The organism is Neobacillus phoenicis (assembly GCF_047302305.1).
In the GTDB taxonomy this organism is placed as follows: Bacteria; Bacillota; Bacilli; order Bacillales; family Cytobacillaceae; genus Neobacillus.
In genome coordinates, this window is sequence record NZ_CP154847.1 from 1,653,034 (window position 1) to 1,676,180 (window position 23,147).

Annotated in this window: 25 protein-coding genes; 19 read left to right on the forward strand and 6 right to left on the reverse strand. The window is 33.9% G+C overall.

Annotated elements, in window-relative coordinates; all coding sequences use genetic code 11:
• Positions 1-25 precede the first annotated feature (25 nt).
• The 11 genes from AA0X95_RS08490 (at position 26) to AA0X95_RS08540 (ending at position 11,509) form a co-directional block, all read left to right on the forward strand.
• Complete coding sequence (locus tag AA0X95_RS08490) at positions 26-637, forward strand: hypothetical protein (RefSeq protein ID WP_413307847.1); 612 nt, start codon at positions 26-28, stop codon at positions 635-637.
• A 3-nt stretch (positions 638-640) separates the two neighbouring features.
• Positions 641-1,576 (forward strand): SP_1767 family glycosyltransferase, encoded by a 936-nt coding sequence (locus tag AA0X95_RS08495; protein ID WP_413307849.1) that lies wholly within the window; start codon positions 641-643, stop codon positions 1,574-1,576.
• 63 nt (positions 1,577-1,639) lie between these two features.
• Positions 1,640-3,421, forward strand: a complete 1,782-nt coding sequence (locus AA0X95_RS08500) for an ABC transporter ATP-binding protein (RefSeq protein ID WP_413307852.1) — start codon at positions 1,640-1,642, stop codon at positions 3,419-3,421.
• 56 nt (positions 3,422-3,477) lie between these two features.
• Complete coding sequence (locus tag AA0X95_RS08505) at positions 3,478-4,503, forward strand: glycosyltransferase (protein WP_413307855.1); 1,026 nt, start codon at positions 3,478-3,480, stop codon at positions 4,501-4,503.
• A gap of 72 nt (positions 4,504-4,575) precedes the next feature.
• Positions 4,576-5,574 carry a glycosyltransferase gene (locus AA0X95_RS08510; RefSeq protein ID WP_413307858.1) on the forward strand — a complete coding sequence of 333 codons (999 nt, stop codon included), beginning with the start codon at positions 4,576-4,578 and terminating at the stop codon, positions 5,572-5,574.
• Between the two features lie 1,149 nt (positions 5,575-6,723).
• Complete coding sequence (locus AA0X95_RS08515) at positions 6,724-6,984, forward strand: hypothetical protein (RefSeq protein ID WP_413307860.1); 261 nt, start codon at positions 6,724-6,726, stop codon at positions 6,982-6,984.
• An 86-nt stretch (positions 6,985-7,070) separates the two neighbouring features.
• Positions 7,071-7,856 carry a hypothetical protein gene (locus AA0X95_RS08520; protein WP_413307863.1) on the forward strand — a complete coding sequence of 262 codons (786 nt, stop codon included), beginning with the start codon at positions 7,071-7,073 and terminating at the stop codon, positions 7,854-7,856.
• Entirely contained in the window at positions 7,853-8,125 is a 273-nt protein-coding gene (locus AA0X95_RS08525) for a PqqD family protein (protein WP_413307865.1), read from the forward strand. Before AA0X95_RS08520 ends, AA0X95_RS08525 begins: the two co-directional genes overlap by 4 nt.
• Positions 8,115-8,573 carry a signal peptidase I gene (locus AA0X95_RS08530; RefSeq protein ID WP_413307868.1) on the forward strand — a complete coding sequence of 153 codons (459 nt, stop codon included), beginning with the start codon at positions 8,115-8,117 and terminating at the stop codon, positions 8,571-8,573. The genes AA0X95_RS08525 and AA0X95_RS08530 overlap by 11 nt, the downstream gene beginning before the upstream one ends.
• A gap of 20 nt (positions 8,574-8,593) precedes the next feature.
• On the forward strand, positions 8,594-10,402 hold the full coding sequence (locus AA0X95_RS08535) for an ABC transporter ATP-binding protein (RefSeq protein WP_413307871.1): 1,809 nt from the start codon (positions 8,594-8,596) through the stop codon (positions 10,400-10,402).
• A gap of 15 nt (positions 10,403-10,417) precedes the next feature.
• A complete protein-coding gene (locus AA0X95_RS08540; protein WP_413307874.1) occupies positions 10,418-11,509 on the forward strand; it encodes a nucleotidyltransferase family protein in 1,092 nt (363 codons plus the stop codon).
• On the opposite strand, the gene AA0X95_RS08545 is transcribed toward AA0X95_RS08540, so the two are convergent.
• A complete protein-coding gene (locus AA0X95_RS08545; protein WP_413307877.1) occupies positions 11,499-11,960 on the reverse strand; it encodes a VanZ family protein in 462 nt (153 codons plus the stop codon). The genes AA0X95_RS08540 and AA0X95_RS08545 overlap by 11 nt on opposite strands.
• A gap of 136 nt (positions 11,961-12,096) precedes the next feature.
• On the opposite strand from AA0X95_RS08545, the gene AA0X95_RS08550 reads away from it, so the two are divergent.
• Positions 12,097-12,924 carry a class I SAM-dependent methyltransferase gene (locus AA0X95_RS08550; protein WP_413307880.1) on the forward strand — a complete coding sequence of 276 codons (828 nt, stop codon included), beginning with the start codon at positions 12,097-12,099 and terminating at the stop codon, positions 12,922-12,924.
• A 78-nt stretch (positions 12,925-13,002) separates the two neighbouring features.
• Here the strand turns inward: AA0X95_RS08550 and AA0X95_RS08555 are convergent, their stop codons facing one another.
• On the reverse strand, positions 13,003-14,064 hold the full coding sequence (locus AA0X95_RS08555; protein WP_413307883.1) for a lactonase family protein: 1,062 nt from the start codon (positions 14,062-14,064) through the stop codon (positions 13,003-13,005).
• Positions 14,065-14,166: 102 nt separating this feature from the next.
• On the opposite strand from AA0X95_RS08555, the gene AA0X95_RS08560 reads away from it, so the two are divergent.
• Positions 14,167-14,871: a DsbA family protein gene (locus tag AA0X95_RS08560; protein ID WP_413307886.1), complete on the forward strand. Its 705-nt coding sequence runs from the start codon at positions 14,167-14,169 to the stop codon at positions 14,869-14,871.
• 1 nt (position 14,872) lies between these two features.
• Positions 14,873-15,280, forward strand: coding sequence for a disulfide oxidoreductase (locus tag AA0X95_RS08565; protein ID WP_335544734.1), 408 nt, complete (start codon positions 14,873-14,875; stop codon positions 15,278-15,280).
• A 79-nt stretch (positions 15,281-15,359) separates the two neighbouring features.
• On the opposite strand, the gene AA0X95_RS08570 is transcribed toward AA0X95_RS08565, so the two are convergent.
• The 4 genes from AA0X95_RS08570 to AA0X95_RS08585 all read right to left on the reverse strand — a co-directional run bounded on the left by AA0X95_RS08570 (position 15,360) and on the right by AA0X95_RS08585 (position 18,415).
• On the reverse strand, positions 15,360-15,452 hold the full coding sequence (locus AA0X95_RS08570; RefSeq protein ID WP_308082748.1) for a YjcZ family sporulation protein: 93 nt from the start codon (positions 15,450-15,452) through the stop codon (positions 15,360-15,362).
• Positions 15,453-15,585: 133 nt separating this feature from the next.
• Entirely contained in the window at positions 15,586-16,434 is an 849-nt protein-coding gene (locus AA0X95_RS08575) for a hypothetical protein (protein WP_413307890.1), read from the reverse strand.
• Positions 16,435-16,552: 118 nt separating this feature from the next.
• The gene (locus AA0X95_RS08580) at positions 16,553-17,824 is read right to left on the reverse strand and encodes an FAD-dependent oxidoreductase (protein ID WP_413307893.1); all 1,272 of its coding nucleotides are present in this window, start codon (positions 17,822-17,824) and stop codon (positions 16,553-16,555) included.
• A 144-nt stretch (positions 17,825-17,968) separates the two neighbouring features.
• The gene (locus AA0X95_RS08585) at positions 17,969-18,415 is read right to left on the reverse strand and encodes a Dps family protein (RefSeq protein ID WP_413307896.1); all 447 of its coding nucleotides are present in this window, start codon (positions 18,413-18,415) and stop codon (positions 17,969-17,971) included.
• Between the two features lie 356 nt (positions 18,416-18,771).
• On the opposite strand from AA0X95_RS08585, the gene AA0X95_RS08590 reads away from it, so the two are divergent.
• The 5 genes from AA0X95_RS08590 (at position 18,772) to AA0X95_RS08610 (ending at position 23,128) form a co-directional block, all read left to right on the forward strand.
• On the forward strand, positions 18,772-19,368 hold the full coding sequence (locus AA0X95_RS08590; RefSeq protein WP_413307899.1) for a cell wall hydrolase: 597 nt from the start codon (positions 18,772-18,774) through the stop codon (positions 19,366-19,368).
• Between the two features lie 149 nt (positions 19,369-19,517).
• On the forward strand, positions 19,518-20,642 hold the full coding sequence (locus tag AA0X95_RS08595) for an HAD family hydrolase (RefSeq protein WP_413307901.1): 1,125 nt from the start codon (positions 19,518-19,520) through the stop codon (positions 20,640-20,642).
• A 262-nt stretch (positions 20,643-20,904) separates the two neighbouring features.
• Complete coding sequence (locus AA0X95_RS08600; RefSeq protein ID WP_413309901.1) at positions 20,905-22,305, forward strand: APC family permease; 1,401 nt, start codon at positions 20,905-20,907, stop codon at positions 22,303-22,305.
• A 260-nt stretch (positions 22,306-22,565) separates the two neighbouring features.
• Entirely contained in the window at positions 22,566-22,856 is a 291-nt protein-coding gene (locus AA0X95_RS08605) for an SAV0927 family protein (RefSeq protein ID WP_413307904.1), read from the forward strand.
• 23 nt (positions 22,857-22,879) lie between these two features.
• On the forward strand, positions 22,880-23,128 hold the full coding sequence (locus tag AA0X95_RS08610) for a hypothetical protein (RefSeq protein WP_413307907.1): 249 nt from the start codon (positions 22,880-22,882) through the stop codon (positions 23,126-23,128).
• Positions 23,129-23,147: the final 19 nt, after the last annotated feature.

Below are 23,147 nucleotides of genomic sequence, written 5' to 3' on the forward strand. Positions count from 1 at the left end.
TCCAAATTATATGTTAAATAACATTATGTCTGGAAAAGACTTTTTATTAAGTTCACCCAATATTCATTCTAAAAATGATCTTTGCTTTGTATGGAGAAATATATACAATTTAAAATTAATTAAAGAAAAAAACATCCGATTCAATGAACAAGTTTTTATTGGAGAAGATGTTATTTTTAATTTGGAGGTCTTTTTAAAATCAAAAAGATTAATTGCAGTACCTGAATATCTTTATTTTTATAGAGTAAATAATCCAGACAGTTTGATGCGATCAACTTACAAGCCAAATTTGGAAAATAGCTTAATTATTCAATATCAAGTTCGAAAAAGACTTTCTATAGAGTATGGCCTTCTAGACTCAAAACATTTTAGGAAGGATATGGCATATTATTACATTAATAATATATTTAAACTTATTAAACACAATTTAAAAAGTGTAGGTATAGAAAAAATAAATATCTCCCTTCGTAGAATTGTAAATAATGAAATGATAGCAGATAGTCTAAAAGAAATTGGGTTATTTTATAAATGTGAGAATATAAAAGAATATATATATTACATGGCTTTAAGACTAAAAATATATCCATTATTGTTACAAGAATTTAGTAAAATACCAATTAAAAAAGGGGGTCGATAGAAAATGAGAGATTTTGTTGGGAAGAATATACTTGTTAATGTGTGGAATTACTCTTTTAATATTTTGTTAAATATTAAAAAAGCATATCTCACACTCGTAGATAATTGTGTAATTAAAGTAGTTAGGCCTCCTTATGTAAGTACTATTGATCAAACAATTGAAAAAATTATTAAAGAAAAATGTTCAGTGAGTAGATATGGTGATGGAGAATTAAAATTAATTGCTGGAAGAGATATATCTTTCCAGAAGCATTCATCTTTACTTGAGCAAAGATTAAAAGAATTATTAGTTAGTAATGAAGATAATCATATTGTGTGTATACCAGATATTTTTAAGGACAATACTCAATATACAAAAACCTATGCAAAAGCTTGGAAAGACCATTTAATATATTTTAGATTAAAATGGTACAAAAACTTAAGGATGCAAAAAAAATATTATAATGCATTTATTAGTCGCTGTTATTTATGTTATCAGGATCAAAGTAAAAGCAAGTACTTTTTTAATAACCTAAAAAAGATTTGGAATAATCGAGATATTGTTTTGGTGGAAGGTGAGTTTAGTCGATTAGGAGTAGGTAATGACTTATTTGATAATGCAAATTCAATTAGAAGAATACTTTGTCCTAAAAGGGATGCTTTTTCAATTTATAAAAGTATTCTTGAATATTTAAAGACGTTTAAAAAGGACACTTTAATATTAATTGCATTGGGACCTTCAGCAACAGTATTATCATATGACTTATACAAAGAGGGCTTTCAAGCAATAGACATTGGGCATATTGATGTTGAATATGAATGGTATCTAAAAGGAGCAACTAAAAAAGAACCTGTAAAAAATAAATTTGTAAACGAAGTAAATGGAGGAGTTTTTGAAGAAGAATTAATAAATAAAAAATATTATGACCAAATACTTATAAATCTTAATACAATTTCTTAAATCCTTAAATAATTATTAGTTTCTTTAGAATAGTGTAAATTTATATTTAATTGAGGTGTAAAAATGAAAGATTCAGTGAGGAAAATCATTTTGCTTTTTAATAAAAGAGAAAAAAGAAAGATGTTAGCACTTTTATTAATGATGATAATAGCTGCTTTTTTAGAAACCTTAGGAATTACATCAATTGTCCCTTTTGTTGGGATAGTAACAAATCCAGAAACTATTCATAAACAAAAAAACCTATCATTTTTATATAGTTACTTTCATTTTAGTTCAGATACAAATTTCATTATATTTTCTGTCATTTTATTACTATTTGTTTTTATTTTTAAAAATATATATTTACTTTTTTTTCAGTATGCACAAAATAAAGTTATTTTAAATCAGCAAGTTAAACTCTCTAGCAGGTTGTTTGAAGAATATCTTAAAAAACCATATACATTCCATATACAAAGAAACACTGCTGAATTACTTCGAAATGTTAATGGGGAAGTTCCAAGAGTGTTCCAAGGGATTATTTTATCTGCTTTCCAACTATTAACCGAGTTACTTGTCATTGTTTTTATATTGTCAATATTAATAATAACCCAGCCAATTGCAACTGTTACAGCATCAATTTTATTATCTAGTAGTGTAATATTATTCTTTAGATTTTTCCGACAGAAAATTAGTGAATTAGGAAAGGAGCAACAAGTAGTTAGTGGGGCGATGATTAAATGGGTTAATCAAGGCTTAGGAGCAAGTAAGGAAATAAAGGTTTCAGGTAAAGAAAAATTTTTTATAAATGCGTATTCTAATCAAAGTAGCATAAACGTGAAAAATAACATTTTTATGAGTTTGCTGGGGCAAGTTCCTAGATATTTTATTGAAACAATGCTTGTCATAATTGTGTTAATTACTATGTTAATAATAATAATCCAAGGAACTGATTCATCAAATCTTATATCAACAATGGCTTTATTTGCAATGGCTGCATTCCGACTAATGCCTTCAATTAGTAGAGTAGTTTCACTTTTAACATCAATTCGTTATAGTCAACCAGCTCTAACAGTTGTTTTTGATGATCTTTATATGAATAGGGAGGACAATCCAAATACTGATGAATATAGCCGATTTGATAGTGTAAATCTTGCCTTAAATAGAAAAAAATCTTTTAATAATGAAATCTCTTTAAATCAAGTATTTTTTCGATATCCTAATCAGAAGGAGTATTCTCTCAAAGATATCTCTTTAACCATTCCTATAGGGCAAGCAGTCGCTTTTATTGGAGAGTCAGGAGCAGGAAAAACTACAATTGTTGATATTATTTTGGGGTTATTTCGACCGGAAAAGGGGAGAATCTCAGTTGATGGAAAAGATTTAATTGATCAACAAGCATTATGGCAAAAAAAGATTGGATATATCCCACAGTCAATATTCTTATCAGATGATACCATACGAGCAAATGTAGCCTTTGGTCTAGAGATAGATGAGATTAATGATCAAGATGTATGGAGAGCATTAGAAGAGGCACAGTTAAGGGAGTTCGTGGAATCGCTTCCTGAAAAATTGGAAACTAAAGTAGGGGAACGTGGTGTTAGACTTTCCGGGGGACAACGTCAACGCATAGGAATTGCACGTGCTTTATACCACAACCCAGAAATTATTTTTATGGATGAGGCTACGTCTGCCTTGGATAATGAAACTGAAAGAGAAATTATGAAAGCAATTGATGGACTAAAGGGTGAAAAAACCTTGATAATAATTGCTCATCGGTTAAGTACTATTGAGAATTGTGATATTGTATACAAAGTTAGTAAAGGAAGGTTGGTATCTACAAAAAACAAATTAATACAAACATCCTAATTTGAAATAGAAGTACCGATAATTGTATATATTTAGAACAAGAAAGGAAGAAAAAAATGGAAGAAATAAAATCTAAACAAAATCAATTAAATAAATTTGATAATAATACCGATTTAAGAATTAACTTTAAAGATTACTTTTTACGAATTGCGGTGATTGGTAAAGGTAACCATTTTGTTCCTTATAGAGATGCGTTAGTTAATGCAATTAATTGTTTCGGCTTTGAAGCTCAAGGTTTTGATCATATAGAATATGATTTTAACCCTGATGTTTTTCTAATAATTAATCCATTTCAATTTGATTATAACAATTTCAAATATCAAAATTATATTTATGCTGGAATCCAAACCGAACAGATTGTAAATAATGAAGTTTATTGTTTAGAAATGGGATTGAAAAATTATAAGAAATTACAAAAATATATAAAAAAGTATGATTTGATGTTTGAATGGTCACCTTCCTCTTACAGGTTTTTGAGTAAAAGATACGATAACATTTACTTTTTTCCACATTGTAATTTTAATTCAATGCAATATATTGATAAGTATCCAACTATAGAAGAAAAGTATGACTTATTTTTTATTGGATGGGCTACTGGCATTCATGATAGAAGAGAGAAATTGTTGAGATTATTAACTGAACATTATAATGTATTCCCTAAATACGAAATATGGGGATCAGAAAAAGAAAAAGCGATGTTATCTAGTAAAATTTGTTTGAATCTTCATTTTGATAACTGCTTAGTTTATGAATCGCCTCGTATGTATGAATATATAGCAAACAAAAGGTTTGTACTAACTGAAAAAATTTCTGATTCGTATCCATTTGTAGAAGGGGAAGATTATGATTCTTTTTATATTCATAATATGATACAAAAAATAGATTTCTATCTTTCAAATTCAGAAGAAAGGAATCGAATTGCAAATAATGGGTTTAACAAAATAAACAAATATATGATTGATGACAATATAAATATATTAATAGAACGCTTATTATTAGAAAAATGGATTAGGAAATCAAAAAGGCAGCGAATAAAAAATATTTTATTCCATAAAATTGGTTATCTTAATAAAAAATTTTAAGTTTGGCCTTTAAGGGTAATTTCATTATTAATCTAAAATTCCTTAATATAAAAAAAGAAACAGGTGATAGCTATGGTGGAAAATTTACAAAGTGAGAAAATATCTATTATTGTACCTATTTATAATGTTGAGCCATATCTTGAGCGGTGTTTATATTCAATTTGTCGACAGACTTATAAAAATCTTGAAATTATTCTTATTGATGACGGGTCTAACGACAATAGTTTGAAGATTTCTGAAGAATTCGCTTTTAAAGATAGAAGAATAAAAGTAATTACACAAAAAAACCAGGGAGTGAGTGCAGCAAGGAACACGGGGATTGATGCTTCCACAGGTAATTATATAGCGTTTGTTGATTCTGATGACTATATTCATCCTGAGATGTATGAACGTTTATATTCTTTACTTAAAAAGAATAATGCAGATGTTTCAGCATGCTTTTTAAGAGGTTGTTGGACTAGTAATTATGCTGAACCCCCAAAAAATAATGTAGAAATAAGAGTTTATGATAAGATTGGTGCAATCAAGACGGTGTTTGATTCGAAATATGAAATAAATGGAACAGGAGTTGTAGTTACCAATAAACTGTTTAAAAAAAACTTATTTGATAATCTTTATTTTAGGACTGATTTTAAACGTGGAGAAGATGAACAAATTATTTGTTATTTGATGAAAAAGGTAAATAAATATGTTATTACGGACGAAAGAATGTATTACTATTTCAATAGACCAAATAGCTTAGTTCACAGTAAAAGTACTGAAAATTCAGATAAATTAAGATACTTGAATTTATTAAATATGTATGAAGATAGATTATTGTTATTTAAAGAAAAACGGTTCAAGGATATCTACAATAATTTTTTTCTAATATTGATGAATTTAACTATTTCTTCTTTTATTAATAATATTAACGATAAAGAATTACAAAAATTATTATTAAAACGGTACAGAAATCATTTTAATGAATTTTTTAAAAGATGTTTCAGTGATTTATCTACAAAAGAAAAGATTCGCTTTTTAATTTTCAGAGTTTACCCCGAACTATACAATGTTATTAATAAAAATAAATAGTAATTAACTACTTAGTAAAACTAGAGGCTACCAACCATCTTCTCAAAAATCCTATTTTAATAGTAAAAGGGCACCACGATTAAAAATGAATGATAAGAACAAATAATAATATTGATTTTATTAGATTAATTACTGGTATTATAAATTTATTTTCTCATTCCTCTTTTTGAAAGGATACATACATAAATGGAAAACATCCTGATCCACTTTATTATAAAAAGGGGGCTTGTGCCAAAATGCTTTCATACTTTTCATCAAGCACCGTTTTTTTATATCTTTTGAAACACATAAAACTTCATCTAAAATTTGTTCTAAGTGAAATTTGCCTTCACAATATTTTGCTTATGTTTTTATGAATATTTCTTATAAAGAGTAAAAAAATATTTTGATTTTTTATAAAATATTGGCAAGCAAAAAATGGTTCTTACGGAGCCTTGATGAGTAGATACATGGTCTAGTTATATTTTTATTCTCTTTCTTCACGATAATAAATATGCTCCATAGAGCACCCGTTTTTCTAATATTTTTAGTCCTGCACTGCCACATTTAACACGCTTTATTGTATTCAGTCTATATATTTGTCCCTCAAGCAATTCATTACTGTAAGGGATAACAATGCATTTTGCACCGCTTGTAGGTCACTTCTAAGCCCAAAATCTTAGAAATAAAAGGGATTTTTTTTGGAGGATATTTGTGTCTCAGCAATAGCAAAAAGGTTTCTAGATCCTTTATTTGAATGGCTTTACGGTATTTTTTGGCTGTGCCTTTACGCTCATCTAACTTTTATTCTGAATATTTAAACGATTAGTTTAAAACCATTTTAAAGAACAGTTATTGATACAACTGTTACTTCAATTGTTGCAGGAATATTAATTATTTTGCTGCCTCATCTACTAAATTTTCAAAGATATTAAAACTAAATTTTTAAAATTTTATTGGAAGAATTTCGTACAGTTTATAGCTTTGCTCCTTAGGAGAATACAGGATTTGTCGAATATTTGTTCTTTAAAACGAATGATAATTAGGTTATATTTATGTATATATTAAGATGTTGCTATGATAAACCTATTATTTAAAAGTAATGGTTTAATTTTTATTTAATGCGTTCGTTATAATGAACCGCTTGATTTGAACAAAGGAGGTGAGTTAATGATTGCTGAAAGTGTTTATAAGAAGCCAATAGTCTTAAGCCATCAACCAATCCGTTTTGAAACTGGACAAAGCTGGAATCCTGGTAAGGGAAAACATGATCATCCCGGAACAGGAAATGGTGGAATACACTTCCCACCTACCAATCCGAATCCAGTGCCATGCGGTGCAGGAACCCCTGGAAAAGGAAATGATAAGGGAAAAGGTAACGGCGGTGGCAATATAGGTGTAGGTCAGTGCAATCCAAATACAAATCCTTAGTTTTAATGGAGAGGGAGGAACAATAGAATCATGAATTCTACTACTTCTCCTTCCATAAATTTATTATTCTACTATAGGAGGCCATTATGAAAACACTGCTAACAAAAATTGGTGATCATTACATACAAATTATTTGTGAATCAGATTCCTTATATAAATTTTTTGAAAAAAACTTCTCCTACCATATGGATTTAGAAAAAAATATGCCCCATCTGACCATCAAAATAAATAATGGCTATGGTGTCCCCTTCTTGGATTATAGAGTAGAGATTACAGAACAAGGAGATAAAATAACCTATCGCAGAGCTGATTACCAAATCGAAGTTGATACAGAATATAAGTCTGCAAGTATATCAGTTTATGATGAACTTGCCTTAAAGCATGCATTAACAAACTTATATAGCTCGTTCATTGTTCATCATAATTGGGGGTTGCTGCTTCATTCCTCCTGTGTAATTGAAAAGGGAAAGGCACATATTTTTGCAGGGCAGTCTGGCGCTGGTAAATCAACTGCCGCTAAGCTTTCATTTCCACGCTGTCTTCTCTCTGACGAAGCAACACTATTAAAAATCACCTCAAGTGGCGTAACTGTATATAATTCTCCATTCCGAAGCGAACTGGAAGCAGAGCCGTTTGAAGGTTCGGTAGAACTAGCGAGTATTCAACTTCTTCACCAGGCAGTCCAAAATAAAAGAATTCAATCTGTTAAGTCAGATGCACTCCTTCATTTAATGGACAAAGTATTTTTCTGGTCAAGGAACCAGGGAGAAACTAAAGCAATCTTAAAACTTATGACCATGCTAGTCATGCAGGTACCAGTCTATGACCTCTTTTTTCAAAAAAATAATACCTTTTGGGAGTTAATATCATGAATCAGTATATTCAAAAAGAAAGTTGTGAGGCAACAGAGCTTGATGGGGAATGGATTGTTCTAAATGTCAATCAATGTACTATTACGAAATTAAATAGTGTTGGAGGGCATTGCTGGTCATTGTTAAAGGAAGCACAGAATGCGGAAACTCTGACAAAATCTTTGTTGGAAAAATTCTCAGCAATTGACGATACACACCAAGTTAGGAAGGATATCAATGAGTTTTTAAACAATCTACTTCAATATGGACTGATCGAACATGTTGATTGACGAACCTATCTTTAAACTTCTGAAACAAGCCATCAACAAGGATGGTTGGTTGGAACTCCCCGCTTTTGGGAATAGTATGTTTCCTTATATCCAAACGGAAGATATATGCAGATTTTCACCTTGTCATCCTTCCGAATTAAAAAAAGGGGATGTCGTTTTATTCAAATTAAAAACAGGTCAATTGATTGCTCACCGTCTAGTAAAGAAACAAATAATTAATTACCAACATGTATTTATTCTAAAAGGGGATACAAACCTGGGGTTCGACAAGCCCATTGAAGAAGGTCAGATTCTTGGTAAATTGGTAAGTGTAAAAAAACAACATTTACATTTATCCCCTGAACACTTAATGGTGCGTTTTTGGGGAGGGCTGATTCTTACCTTTCCTGTCTTATCCGGCGTTTTGCGAAAGTATTTGAATAGGAAGTTAAAATTACAATATAAATAAACTAATGGAGTGTCCAAACCATGAAAGAACAGCTTAACTCACTATTTAAACAATATTTTACGATGACAGATATTAAACGGGCTTATTCTTTTGTGCTGCCTTTTATCCTCAAGAGATGGAAGGCTTATTTGATGATTCTTCTTTTATTAGGAGTAGATATTTACTTAACTATTGCTTTCGCGAAATATTATGGTGATATCACGGATGCAGCTATACATGGAGGGTATGAGGAGATTTTATCCTTTATTCCGTTTGGGGCATTTCTTATTATTGGGAGTATCGCCTCGAATGTTTCCTATACATTTTTTAATTTAATAGCAACGAATGCAGTGAAGATGGATCTTAAAAACTATCTTTTTGATCATATTCTAAGACTGCCAACGGAAGTGACAGCAAATTACCGTTCCGGTGAATTAATGTCCCATTTTTCCAATGATATTCATGGTGTGGATGGAATGATTGGGAGCAGTCTTCTAAGTCTAATTAGACTGCCAATCATCTATATTGTCGTCTTTATCTATTTAATGAATATTAATTTAACACTATGCTTGGTAAGTTTAATCATTGCTCCAATTGCTGCGCTATCGGGAATTGTGTTTGGTTTATTCCTAAGGAAAAATGGCAGATTAATTCACAGATTAATAGGAAATAGTAATAGTCTATTAAACGAAACCTTTCATGGTTTCCAAGTTATTCGTTCATTTACACTTGAAAAACTTCAGTACAACAAATTTAGTAAGCAAAATCAGGAACTATATCAATTAGAAATGGAAAATGCCAAGCTTCAAAATTGGTATCGTACGGGTGAACAAATTATTGGATATATCACCTTTATTATGAATCTATCTATTGGTGCTTTATTTGTTTCAAAAGGCAGTTTAACAGTGGGTGCTTTGCTAACTTTTCTTAATCTGGTTACACATTTATTCTATCCGATTACAGGAATGGCCAATGTATGGGCTGGGTTTCAACGGTCTGTAGCTGCCCTTGAAAGGGTACAAAATGTTCTTGAAAAACCAGCAGACAGTACAGAACTTCCTAACTTTTCTTCAACCACGAGAGTTAATGGTGCCATCGAATTCCAAGATGTTACCTTTAGCTATGTGGATACTAAACATGTATTTGAACAATTTGACCTCGAAATTCCTGCGGGAAAGGTAGTTGCTTTAGTTGGTCCAAGCGGTGCAGGAAAAAGTACGTTGTTTAATCTTCTTCAAGGTTTCTATAAACCACAGTCTGGTGATATCCGAATAGCAGGAAAGTCACTTCAGGACTTTTCAGCTTCGGAATTGAGAAGTTCGATTGCCCTTGTTCCACAAGAGACCTTTCTTTTTTCAGGTACTGTGAAAGAAAATTTACTGATTGCTCGTCCTAACATCACCGAAAAAGAGATGGTTGAAGCAGCCATTCGTGCCGAAATTCATGATTTCATTCTATCATTGCCAAAAGGTTATGATACGGAAATTGGTGAAAACGGGGTTAAGTTATCCGGCGGACAAAAGCAACGTGTGGCGATCGCGAGAGCTATATTAAAAGATGCACCAATACTTTTATTAGATGAAGCCACATCCGCCTTGGATGGAGAAACCGAGTATTACGTTAAAGAGGCATTGGAGCAATTAATGGAAGGTCGAACAACCATCATCATTGCACATCGTTTGTCTACCATCCAACATGCAGATGTAATTTATGTTATGGACAAAGGGAAAATTGTTCAGCAGGGAACGCATAAGGAACTATTAAAGCAAATTGGTTTATATCGAAATCTGAATGAAACATCCTTTGGAGTAAAAAATGATAGGGAATTACCATTGGCTGCAAAATTATAAATAGGGGTGAGGGTCATGAGTATAGAAATGGTCAAGTTAATCTATGATCAAAGCACTGTATTGCCACAGGATGACAGGTTCTATCATCGTGCCCTCCAGTATATTGAAGAGGATGGAATTTCCTCTCAAGTTTTCTCTTTATTAAAACAACAAGGAAGGCTAACTGAAACTCCTTCTTTTTTCCAGCAACGATTAAAAGAAAGCTATGACAAAGGGCTTTTTCAAAACCTAATGATAAAAAATCAAACGGATGAAATTCTAAAAGTTTTTGAAGGTAAAGGAATTGATGTAATCTCACTTAAAGGAGTTTATTTCGCTGAAAGATATTTTGGGCATATTGGGGCAAGGGCAACATCAGATATAGATTTATTAATTCCATTTAAGGAACTTGATCAATCAATTGAAATTATAAATTCATTAGGATTTACGTTTGAAGAAGAGAAGATACCTGGGCATTTTCATTGCAGCTTTAGTAAGAAGTTACATGGTTCCACCATGCCATTAGTGGTGGAATTACATTGGAATATTGTGAAGGAAAATACCTCACAGTTTAATAGTAATGACCTATGGGGGCAGGCTGAACGAATTTGCAACTATCAGCATATTAAAGAGCTTTCACCTACTCATTTGTTTTATATGATTTGCTTACATGGTTGGCGTCATAATCTAGAATCTATGAAATATTTTTTGGATATTATTCAATTGATCCATACTTTAGGTAAAGAAATTGATTATGATGACCTTTTACAGCTTGCTGCCTCGCATAAAACATTAAGACGACTTAAAAGAACCTTGTCTATTGTTTATAAACAGTTTCCTTATTTAAGTATAGTTAAAAGGCTGCCTTTCGAAGTGAAAACTACAAGATGGGAATATCGACGGGTAAAGGGTCTAAAACAATATGCAGACTTTATCGATTATCAGTTCTTTAGCTATGACACTATTAAACATAGCATAATTGAGCTCCATCATTGGGTCTGGCCATCTAAATATGACCTAGAAGCTCAAATTGGTGTGGAACGACAGGCGAGTTCTTTGTTCAATATGTATTTCTCTCTATATAAAAAGAGGATAACTAGTATGGTAAAAGTGATTTTTACCTCATAGTACCGTAGTATCTTAGGATTTTTACAATAAAAAATACTGATAAAATTCCTAAGGAGTCAATAGCAAGATCGTATAACCTCCCGTCCCTACCAAAAAACAGCTGAACAAATTCAGTAATAAAGGCGAAACCAATTGAAATTCCAATTGAATATTTGTGGCTTTTCAATAAATAAAGTAGAAGTAGATCCAATACAGCAAAACCAATGAAATGTCCTAATTTCACTTTAATAAATTCAGGATGAAATGCCGTAAAATCATTAAAGTTAAAGAAAGATAAAAAATCCGGATTAGGTATCCACTTGAATCCGAATGTATGTAAATACATTAATTTTTCTATACTTTCTGTCCAAGTATTTAACAATAGGAATAATCCCCATAAAATGATGACTATAAGTTTAACAAGGTTTTTGTGTCTTCTATTACACCTGGTCTCTATTTGTTGCTGAACCATGATATCTTTTCTCCTATTCTACAAGTATTAAAAAAAGAAATACCTAGGATTGAAACATTATAATTTATTTTAAAGTATATGATGGAAAAAATATACATTTCAATGTATTAATAAATTATATTTTTAAGAGGTAGAGTTGAGTTTAAAATGGATTGAAAGGATAGAATATATGATTACGAAATTAGGTTTGCAATTATTTGGAACTGCGAAGAAGAATATTAAGGAAAATCGGACTTCTGAAAGAACAATTATTAGAATTGTAATTTCAACATTGTATTTTTTGTGGAATGCAGCTCAAACTGTCAAGAGAGTATGTTTCGATTCGGAGTTTCGCTCTATTTTTCTTTTGCAGCTGATAAACTCTAGAAATGTCCATCAAACAACTCCCTACACCTATATGGACCGCTATCCTACCATTTTTTCAGCATGCAGCGAATATTTAGAAGGTAAACAAGGCTTAAAGATTCTTTCATATGGATGTTCAACTGGCGAAGAAGTATTAACTCTTCGTAAATATTTCCCAAATGCTCAAATTGTTGGTGCAGATATAAACAAACGTAGCCTTGCTAAATGCAAAAAGCTTCCTGTAGATAATAATATTAAATTTATATACTCAACACCTAGTGAAATACAAAAACATGGCTCATTCGATGCTATTTTCTGTATGGCCGTTTTGCAACGGAAGCCGCACTACATCAAAAGCAAAGGTATTAGTAGTCTAAAAAAAATCTATCCTTTTGAAAAGTTTGAACAACAAATTATTGAGTTAGACAATCATGTGAATAAGGACGGTTTATTAGTAATTCACTTTACCCAATATTCACTATGTGATACTGAAGTTGCCCCAAGGTATATGGCTCTAGGTAATCATAATCAAAATGATTATTTAACACCCGTATTTGATAAAAATAGTAATCTAATAAAAAATCCACCGCCACAAAACAGCATTTTTATTAAAATCTAAAAGTGAAACCGCTTAATAAATGGATGGTAAAATTAAGTTTGCATCTATTTATTAAGCGGTAAATAACTATTACATAGTTTATTTATAATGCAAAAACTTCACACAAACCGGATAAGGCACAGCAATATCAGACTGAATTAACGTAAGTTTTCCAGTCCCCTCATCACGCGAATAAAGCACGAGATTCCCCGACTCCTGATTCGAAGCAACAACAAACTTCTCACTCGGATCTAATGAAAAATCCCTCGGCCAGTCGCCTTCAGTAGATACATGCTCTACAAAACTTAACTCACCAGTTTCAGGATTCACACGAAAAACAGCGATACTGTTATGTCCGCGATTCCCCGCATAAACAAAACTTCCATCAGATGAAATATGAATGGCACTGCCCTGATTATTTTCAGTAAAGTCTTCAGGAAGTGTGGAGATATATTGCTTTTCTGTAAAATGGCCATTTTCCTCGTGATAAGTTAACACAATGACTTCGGAGCTAAACTCTGTCATCACATAAGCTATTTTCCCATTCGGATGAAACACTAAATGCCTTGGACCGCTTCCAGCCTTTAATGGCAGAAGCTTTACTTTCGTAAGTGTTCCGTCACTGTTTACCGCATAGGTGATTAAAGCATCGATTCCTAATTCCACAACTACAAGATACTTTTCATCAGGTGTGAGCCCAGCATAATGGGTATGCGGCTTTTCCTGCCTTGGATCAGGGCCAGAGCCTTCATGAATCATAATAGAAGCAGCAGGTAAAATAGAACCATCCTCTTTGTTTAGTAAATGAGATTCTACCAATCCTTTATGATAGTTGGCGCCGAACACATAACGATTCTGGCTGTCTACACTAACATGACAAGGAGATGCCCCAGCAGCAAGCTCACGATTAATGGGGGTTAAGCTACCATCTTCATGAATAGAAAAAGAAGCAAGTCCGCCATTTTCTCCCTCTTTTACAACCGAATAAAGATAACGATTGTCTTTGCTAATGTTTACATATGTAGGGTTTTCTAGCTCAGCAGCTACTTTCACATTTTCTATTTTTCCATCATCTGTATTTAAGGTGAAAGAGTAGATTCCTTTACTATCACCTTTGGTGTATGTGCCTATATACCCTAAATACTCATTTGTGTTTGTCATTTTCTTTTCTCCTTAAGTAAAAAAATTAGTATCCTCTATTATAATATCCTATAATTATTTATAAACTATTTTCTCATACATTTCATTTAAAGGAGTTTGAATATGGCAACTAAAAAGAAGAATACGAAAAAAGAAACAAAATCTTCCTCTAAGTTTGTTTTCTGGGTAGTTGGGATTGTAGCTGCCTTCATACTTGGATTTATCTTTTTGGGGAATCACTCTAAACAAGAAGAGTCAAAAACAAAGGAAGCGATTGATTATAGCAATCAGCCGTTTCTTGGAGACAAGTCTGCCCCAGTGTCTATTATTGAATTTGGCGATTACAAATGCCCAAATTGTAAGAACTTTACTGAACAGGTTGTTCCAATTATTCAAAAGGAACTTGTAGATAACGGGAAAGCTAAATTCTATTTTATGAATGATTCTTTCATTAATGTTGATTCTATTCGTTCTGCTAAATTTGCTGAATCAGTTTATCAGGAACTTGGGAACGAGAAGTTTTGGAAATTTCATGATCTTCTATATGAAAAGCAGCCAGCCGAGCCTGAAAAAGAAAAAATGGATATTTTCACTGAATCCTTTTTAACAGATACTTTAAAAGAAGTGGCTGACAGCAATGAAGTAGATAAAGTGGTTAAAAACTTCCGTGACAAAAAATCAGAAGATGCGTGGGACAAGGATATGAGTTACGCCGAAAAACTAGGCGTAACGGGAACACCGACTATTTTCGTTAATGGGAAGCTATTCGAAGGTCAGACCATCGATGATTTAATTAAAATGGTAGAGGACGCCACTAAGGAGAAATAAAATGAATAAATCATTGTTACTTTCTTGGATTGCTGCTCTCATTGCTACACTTGGCAGCTTATATTTTAGTGAAGTGATGCACTACATTCCATGTACTCTTTGCTGGTATCAAAGAATTTTCATGTATCCATTAGCCATTATTTTAGGTATGGCAGTTTATCGTAACGATTTAAGAATTCATAAATACGTTTTGCCATTGTCGATCATTGGCATGTTGATTTCGGGCTATCATACACTGTTGCAAAAGATTCCTTATTTACAGCAGTTTGAGATGTGTACTTCGGGTGTGCCTTGCGCGAGAGATTATATCAATTGGCTTGGATTTATTACAATCCCTTTATTAGCTTTTATTGCGTTTACTATTATTACTGTAAGTTTAGTTGTCCTTGCACGCAGCCATAAAGAGTAGTGTAATCAATTAAAGAAAAGAGCGGTAAAACCGATTGGTTTTACCGCTCTTTCTGTTTATTTGGTGCAAGTTTAAATAATTAGTATAGATAAGATGCACCAACAATGATCAATAAAATGAACAATACAACGATTAAAGCAAAGCCGTTGTTGTTGTGTCTGCCGTCTGACATAGAAGATCACCTCCCATACTAAACTAATACAATGTATGCAGGTGTTGTTCATAGTGAAAGGGACAAACGTTGAAGATAAAAAGTAAAAAGGCTGAACCCAATGTGTTTTTTAACACGGATCAGCCTTTTCTTGTTATTGCATTGCATCATACACCATTTTCGTTTTTTTGTTCACACCATACCAGCCCAAAGTTGACGAATGTCCTTCACCTGTTTGTGGGTTATCGACAACAAACTCATAGACGTGGATAATGTAATCACCGTTATCAGCATCGTGGTCATAGACTACTTTAACATTTTGACCAGATGAAAGATTAAGATGTTGTTTCACTATTTCCTCTGCCTGTGCATGTGTAAGTGGTTGGTTTGCTTCTTCCTGTTCTTGTTTTGCTTTTGCATCTTCTTCATTCTGTTTTGCTTCCTCTTGTTTCTGCTTTTCTTCGTCCGATGACTTTTTCTTGTTGGTTGCCTCAATCATAAGTTCAGAAGCTTCTTTGGTGATTTTTTCAATAGAAGGGATATCAGTAAATTGAATGGTTTCTGATACTTCTTTAAAGACGTCTAATGCCTGGTCATACTGATTTTGATCCATTAATGTTTTACCTTTAATGATTCGTTCCTTCATTGAATCCGAAAGTGCTCTTGCCTCTTGAATTTCTTTGATGAGTGCATTGGCTTGTTTGCTAATTAACTTTTTCGTTTGTTTCTTCCTTATTAGTTTTTTTAACTTGTAAGTGGCAGTATCAAAGTCACCTTTATGATAGAGAGTGACACTTTCCTGCATGCTTTCAGCCGCATGAAGATAATTCTTTGCCTCATTTGTTTCTTTTTCTTCTAATGCATTTTCGAATTTGTCTATCGCTTCAGTATAGTTCTCTTTCTCCAAAGCTGCCTTTCCAGCATCCATACTTTCTGTATAGGCTTTTGGCGTGCAGGCAGAAAGAATCAATACAGCTAGTAATAATAAAATCCATTTTTTCATGGTTATTCCCCCAATTGCCATTCTACTTTCTTATATTAAATTGTACAGTTTCCGACAGAATCTGACAACAACGGAAGGTAATATGAGAAAAAGGACACCTAAAAAGGCGTCCTCTTTTTTAGCTATATTGTGGTCGGAGTTTTGTTCGTTTATTTACGTGCTGCTCTGCACTAAGTGCGGCAATGGCGCCATCTGCAGCCGAAATAACGGCTTGTTTAATGGGCGTTCTACGGGCATCTCCCCCGGCGAACACTCCATCAATATTTGTCCGAAGGTATTCATCTACTAATACATAACCTTCTTCGTCCCGCATTACGGCTCCATTTAAGAAGTCTGTTCCAGGCTTCATTCCACCTAAGTATAAGAAAATACCGTCAACCTCCCAAACTTGTTCTTCTTTTTTATCAGTAAGGACGACAATTTTCTCCACACTATCTGTGCCTAGAATTTCACGGACTCGGTGACGTCTAAAGATTTTAACCTTAGGATTGGCTTCTAATGAAGAAAGATCTGCGTCTCCTTTTAACTGTTCAGTTGGAATTAGTAATTTCACTTCTTTGCAATACTTAGCTAGTGTTTCAGCCTCATGAATGGCTTCATCATTATCTCCGACAACAGCTACGACTTGGTCCTGATAGAAGGCCGCGTCACAGGTTGAGCAGTAACTTACACCACGTCCAGTAAATTCTTCTTCCCCTTTAATTTTACTGGAGGGGGCTTTTGCACCGACAGCGATAAAGACACTTTTCGCCTGAATAGTTCCCTCGGCAATTTCTATCTTCTTGATTTCATCGGAAAAATTAACTGAAAGTACTGTGGAGCGAACAAATTCTGCCCCGAAATCCTTTGCTTGGGCCTGCATTCTCGTAAGGAGCTCAAGACCTGATACTTCTTCACGAACACCAGGATAGTTAGCAATTTTATGCGTAATTGCTAGTGTACCTGCCTTAGGAGCTTTATCTATAACTAATGTTTTCAATTTCCCACGGGCCGCGTAAACAGCTGCTGAGGCACCTGCAGGACCGCCGCCAATAATAACGAAATCATATACATCATCAAGCGCTCTTTGATTAACTGATTGAAAAATGTTGTCTGCTGTCTCTTCTGGTGCTTCCGCTTGAGTAGGAGGTGTCACACTCGCTGGTGTAGTTTCTGAAAGACCGAGAAGCTTATTGAATTTTTTCTCTTGAAAACCTAAGACTAGCTTTCCATTAATAAGGGTTGCTGGGGTTCCAAAGATTTTCCGTTCCTTTAATTGATCAAAATATTCTTTATGTATAGAGGCATTTCGCTCTTCAAATTCAATTCCGTGTTCCTTAAGGAAAGCCTTAACCTTTTCACAATATGGGCAGCCTGTACTACTGTACACAATGACTTCTAGTTTCTCCATGTTTCTACCTCCCGATAGGAATTTATCTAATTATTATAATAATATTAATACTAAATAAAAGTCAAACCTTTTTAATAATTATTATAATTTAAAAAAGAAGGAGGACTCCAATGTTTAATGAGTCCTCCTTCTTTCATCTATTTATTACACTTTTTTACCCAGATAAGCAGTTAACATCCAAATGTGTTTTTCTAAACCAGAATGAATTGCTAGTAACATATCTCCTGTTGTTTCATCATCTAATTCCTCCGCAGTACTCATACCTTCTTTTAATTCACCTGTAATGATGGAGAAATCATTAATAATAGACTGCACCATATCAGATGCCGATTCTTTACCAGATGCTTCTTCAATTGAGGATTGTTCTAGACATTCCTTCATAGTTGCAACAGGATTGCCTCCAACTGCAAGTAATCGTTCAGCTAACTCATCTACATGTAGTCCAGCCTCATTATAGAACTCTTCAAATTTAGCATGTAAGGTGAAGAAATTTTCGCCTTTCACATACCAATGGTAGTTGTGTAACTTGATATACAAGACAGACCAATTGGCAATTTGTTTGTTGAGTACGTCAACTAATTGATTTTTCATTTTCAAAGCCTCCCAATTATTTTGTCTCTTTTATATTACCCAAGTTTTGGGTGACAACTTACATGAAAATAAGGATTTTGTTGTCAAATTCGTGAAAACTAGGTCTTTTTGTCTCTCTTTCAATGTTACATAGCTGATACAAATTGTAATAAGGCAACCGAAACTATCCAATAAAACCATTTTTAGGACAAAAAATAAAAATGGTTTAAAATTCCATTTAGTAGAGAAATAGCATGAGGATGGGCACGGTTTTAGTAGTTTACTAGTTACCACTTTTTGGACAATGAATTACTATGTTACAACTGATAGCCTTATGAGTAGAGAAACGTTAGACAAAACACGGGAGGTACTAACACATGAAAAAACTAAAAAAACTAGTCATTGCAACGGGACTAATCTTATCAATGTCAGCCTTTACGTTAACTGAAAAGTCAGAAGCAGCAACTACTACTCATAAAATTCAATCCGGAGAAACGTATTGGAAAATAGCAAAAGGCTTTGGTGTGCCTATCAATACATTAATGGCGACAAATCATTCGAAGCCACTTTATATTGGTCAAAACATGTTAATTCCCAATTCTCCAATTACACCAGCAGAGAAAGAATTAATGGCACGTTTAGTTCGTGCAGAGGCAGTAGGCGAACCATATGCTGGTAAGGTTGCTGTAGCAACAGTTATTTTAAATCGTGTAAAAAGCCCAGATTTTCCATCAACTGTGAAAAGTGTCATCTATCAAATCTCAAATGGTCACTATGCATTCACACCAGTAGCAAACGGTCAAATTAATCAACCAGCGGATAATGCTTCAAAGAGAGCTGTTAATGAAGCGATCGCATTTATGGGAAAAGGGAATGGTTCTTTGTTCTTCTATAATCCTAAAACTTCTACAAGCTCTTGGATTACATCACGCCAAGTGACTGTTACAATTGGAAATCACCGCTTCGCGAAATAATAGTTGTCCTAAAAAGCTAGCCTAATTGGTTAGCTTTTTTTATTATGTGCAATATTAAACCGACTTATTAATAACAAATACCTTTAAGTAATTAGGATTGCTGTGTTACGATAATGTGTAAAAGCGAATGAGAAGTGAGGGAAGGGAATTTGATTAAAACGATTTTGTTTGATGTGGATGGTGTCCTGTTAAGTGAAGAACACTATTTTGATGCTTCGGCATTGACGGTTTGGGAGATGTTAATTAGTAATAAGTACTTAGGTCTATCTCCGGACAAGTTTAAAACAGACTATAAGGCAGAAGAAATCAAGGGAATAAGAGAGCATGTATTTATTAATGACCAAATCCTTAAGTTGATGAAATCACGCGGCCTAAACGCGAACTGGGACATGATCTATCTATCCTTCAGCCATCAGCTAATCCATCTGTTATCACAAATAAAGGAATATGAATCTGAAAAGATTAATAACTGGTGTCAGGCACCCATTAATCGTGAAGCGTTGCTTGAGATTGGCAGGGTTCTTGGGAATTATCCTGTAAAGATGGATTTTTCTTTGTTTGTGAAGGAATTTGAGCAATCTGAAGCAACGAAGCAGGAATTACTGGCCTATTTAAATGAGTTAGCCCATGAGAAGTTAGGAATAGAAACGTCCATTTTTCTAAAAGGGGAGCTGTGGTCTGTTTGTGAACATGTTTCCCAGGAATGGTACGTGGGGGATGAACATGTTTTTGCTTCTACTGGAAGACCATCAGTGCAAACTGGTAAACATGGCTTCCTTGCAAATGAAACAACATTAGCTCCTCAGGAAAAAATTAGTGAACTGTTCCAATACCTCACCTCATCTGGATATACAATCGGTATAGGGACAGGTAGACCAGAATTAGAAACGATTCAGCCTTTTCACCATTTAAATTGGCTTCAGCATTTTGATGAAAAACGAATTATTACAGCAGATGAGGTGCTAAAGGCAGAGCAAGAGCTACCAGAAACAAAATCTTTGTCGAAGCCTCATCCGTTTACCTACATCATGGGACTTAAAGGGAAAGATACATCTTTGTCAGACTGTTTAAACACACCACTGCCTATCGAAAAAGGAGAAGAGGTCCTAGTTGTCGGCGATTCCTTGGCAGACCTCCTTGCTGCAAGACAATTGGGCTGTCAATTTGCTGCTGTCTTAACTGGACTATCAGGGAAAGACGCAAGAAGTGAATTTGAAAAACACGAAGCAGATTATATTTTAGATTCTGTATTAGATATTAAAGGGATTTTATAATAAAAAAATTAAGTATCTTTTAAGCCTTCAATCATTTTTTAGATTGAAGGCTTTTTTGATGGACTTATTTATGCAAATCAGATTAAATTATGCAAAATTTCATAGAATTAAGGAATTATTATTTTATTTTCACACTAAAAATATTGGCATGAAAATTGCAACTATTTTGAATAGTAATATAATTAATATGTAGGGGAGGTTCGGAATGTTAAGTATGAGCTTTTAAAACCTCATACTTCTATTGATTTGAACAAAAATGAAAATGCTTACATTTTTAAATTATTTTTTTAAAAAAGGAGAGTTGTTCAAATTGGAGAATGTTACCCTTAAGCGTTCACTTGGACTATGGGCCATTGTAGGTCTTGGTTTAGGCTACATGACGCCTACTATTGTGTTTGATACCTTTGGGATTGTGTCAGATGAAACAAATGGTGTTGTTCCTCTTGCCTATCTAACGGCATTGGCTGTTATGTTGTTTACGGCAATTAGTTATGGGAAAATGGTCCAAGTATTTCCAAGCGCTGGATCTGCCTATACGTATACAAAAGAGACAATGAGCCCCCATCTTGGATTTATCGTTGGCTGGGCTGCATTGCTTGATTATATCCTTTTACCCATGGTGAATGCCTTAATCATCCGTATTTATATGGTATCTGTCTTTCCTTCGGTTCAAGCATGGATTTGGGTGGTCTGTTATGTCGCCATCGTTACTTCCATAAATGTATGGAGTATGAGTAAAACCTCAAATTTGAATTCCCTGCTTGTTATATTTGAAGTCGTCTTAATTGTGGCCTTTATTGTCCTTGCTTTTGTGAAGCTATCTCAAGGGATGGGACAAGGCACCATTTTAACAACTGAACCGCTTTTTCATTCCAATGTCCATCTTGGTGCAGTTTTAACAGGAGCAACAGTGGTTTGTTTTTCCTTTATTGGCTTTGATGCTGTCACCATGTACGCCGAGGAGGCGGTCGACCTAAAAACAATGCCAAAAGCAATTATGCTGACTGTATTAATCGGTGGAGCCATCTTTTTCATCTGCGGTTACTTTGCTCAGGCATTATTCCCAGATGTCTCTAATTTTAAAGTGACAGATGATACGCTGCCTGAAATTGGAATGTTTGTTGGGGGAACGCTTTTTAAACTCATATTCCTATCAGGTGCATTTGCTGCCACTGTTGCATCTGGGCTGGCATCACATGCGAGTGTTGCACGTCTCTTGTACGTGATGGGACGAAATGGTGTCCTTCCAAAAAAACTGTTTGGATCGGTCCATCCGAAATTTAGGACTCCGGCTTTTAATGTCATCCTCGTTGGCGTTGTTTCGCTGCTTGCGATTGCACCAAGTCTTGAATTAATTTCATCCTTTATCAACTTTGGGGCGTTGATTGCCTTTACCTTTGTTAATTTATCCGTCATTGCCCATTTCGTTTTCCGTCAAAAAAGATATAAAACAGGCAAAGATATATTCTCTTTCCTTATAATGCCTATCCTTGGAGCAGGAACTACGGGGATATTGTGGTATAACCTGCAAGCAGATGCACTTATTGGTGGAATTGCTTGGATTGTCATTGGGCTAATCTACTTGGCCGTCAAAACCAAAATCTCTAAAACCAGTATTGTTGATCTTCATTTTGATGAAGCGGAGAAACCTACTACTTTATAATAAAAAATAGCTGAAAAATAGGTGACTGAATTTTTAGTCATCTATTTTTATTTCCATTTTCATAAGTTGGCACGAAAATTGCTACTACTTTAGTAACAACAAAAAATGAGGTGTTATGATGGCAATCGATTATGTTTTTAATACCTCTTAACAGTACGGAGTTAATTTAAAAATTACAGCTTATATCGAAGGTATTCATAAATTAGCTGAAGCCTCAAGACTATGAGGATGGTTGAAATGTTAAAAAGGAGGAATGGAGAATGAAGCTAGAAATTTTATCAGAACAAAAAGAATCTCAGCTTTTACATTATTTTTGCTTAATTTCCAATAACCATCGTTATGATTTGATTATCAGCTATTCAGAGCACTTTTTTGGCAAAGCGATGGTGACTTCAATTCAAACTGGAAATATGGTTTTACTTTGCCAAGAGGACACGTATTCAGATGACCTTTGGGCAGCCAGACTGGGAATTGAGGTCGAGGACATCCCAGAATTCCATGAGTTCTTCGGCCTTGTTTTACAGACAGCGCCTTTTCAAGAACAATATTAATTCGAGAATGGAGGAGGGCTTTCATGTACCTAGGAGTGGTTACTAGCCCGTGCTACGGGAGGGTAGAAAAAATTCAAATCAAGAATGAAGAAAGAATTTATGAATGGGACCCCTTATTTATGATTAAAGCAGATGATGGACATGAGGAGATGATTCTTACAGGCGTAAGTGGAGAGGTAGAATCCCTTGAAGTACAGGAAGGAGATGACGTCATCCCTGGCATGGTTCTCGCATATATAAAAGAAGATTTGTATGTAACCGGCAGCGACTAACCGGTAGAAAAAGGAGATG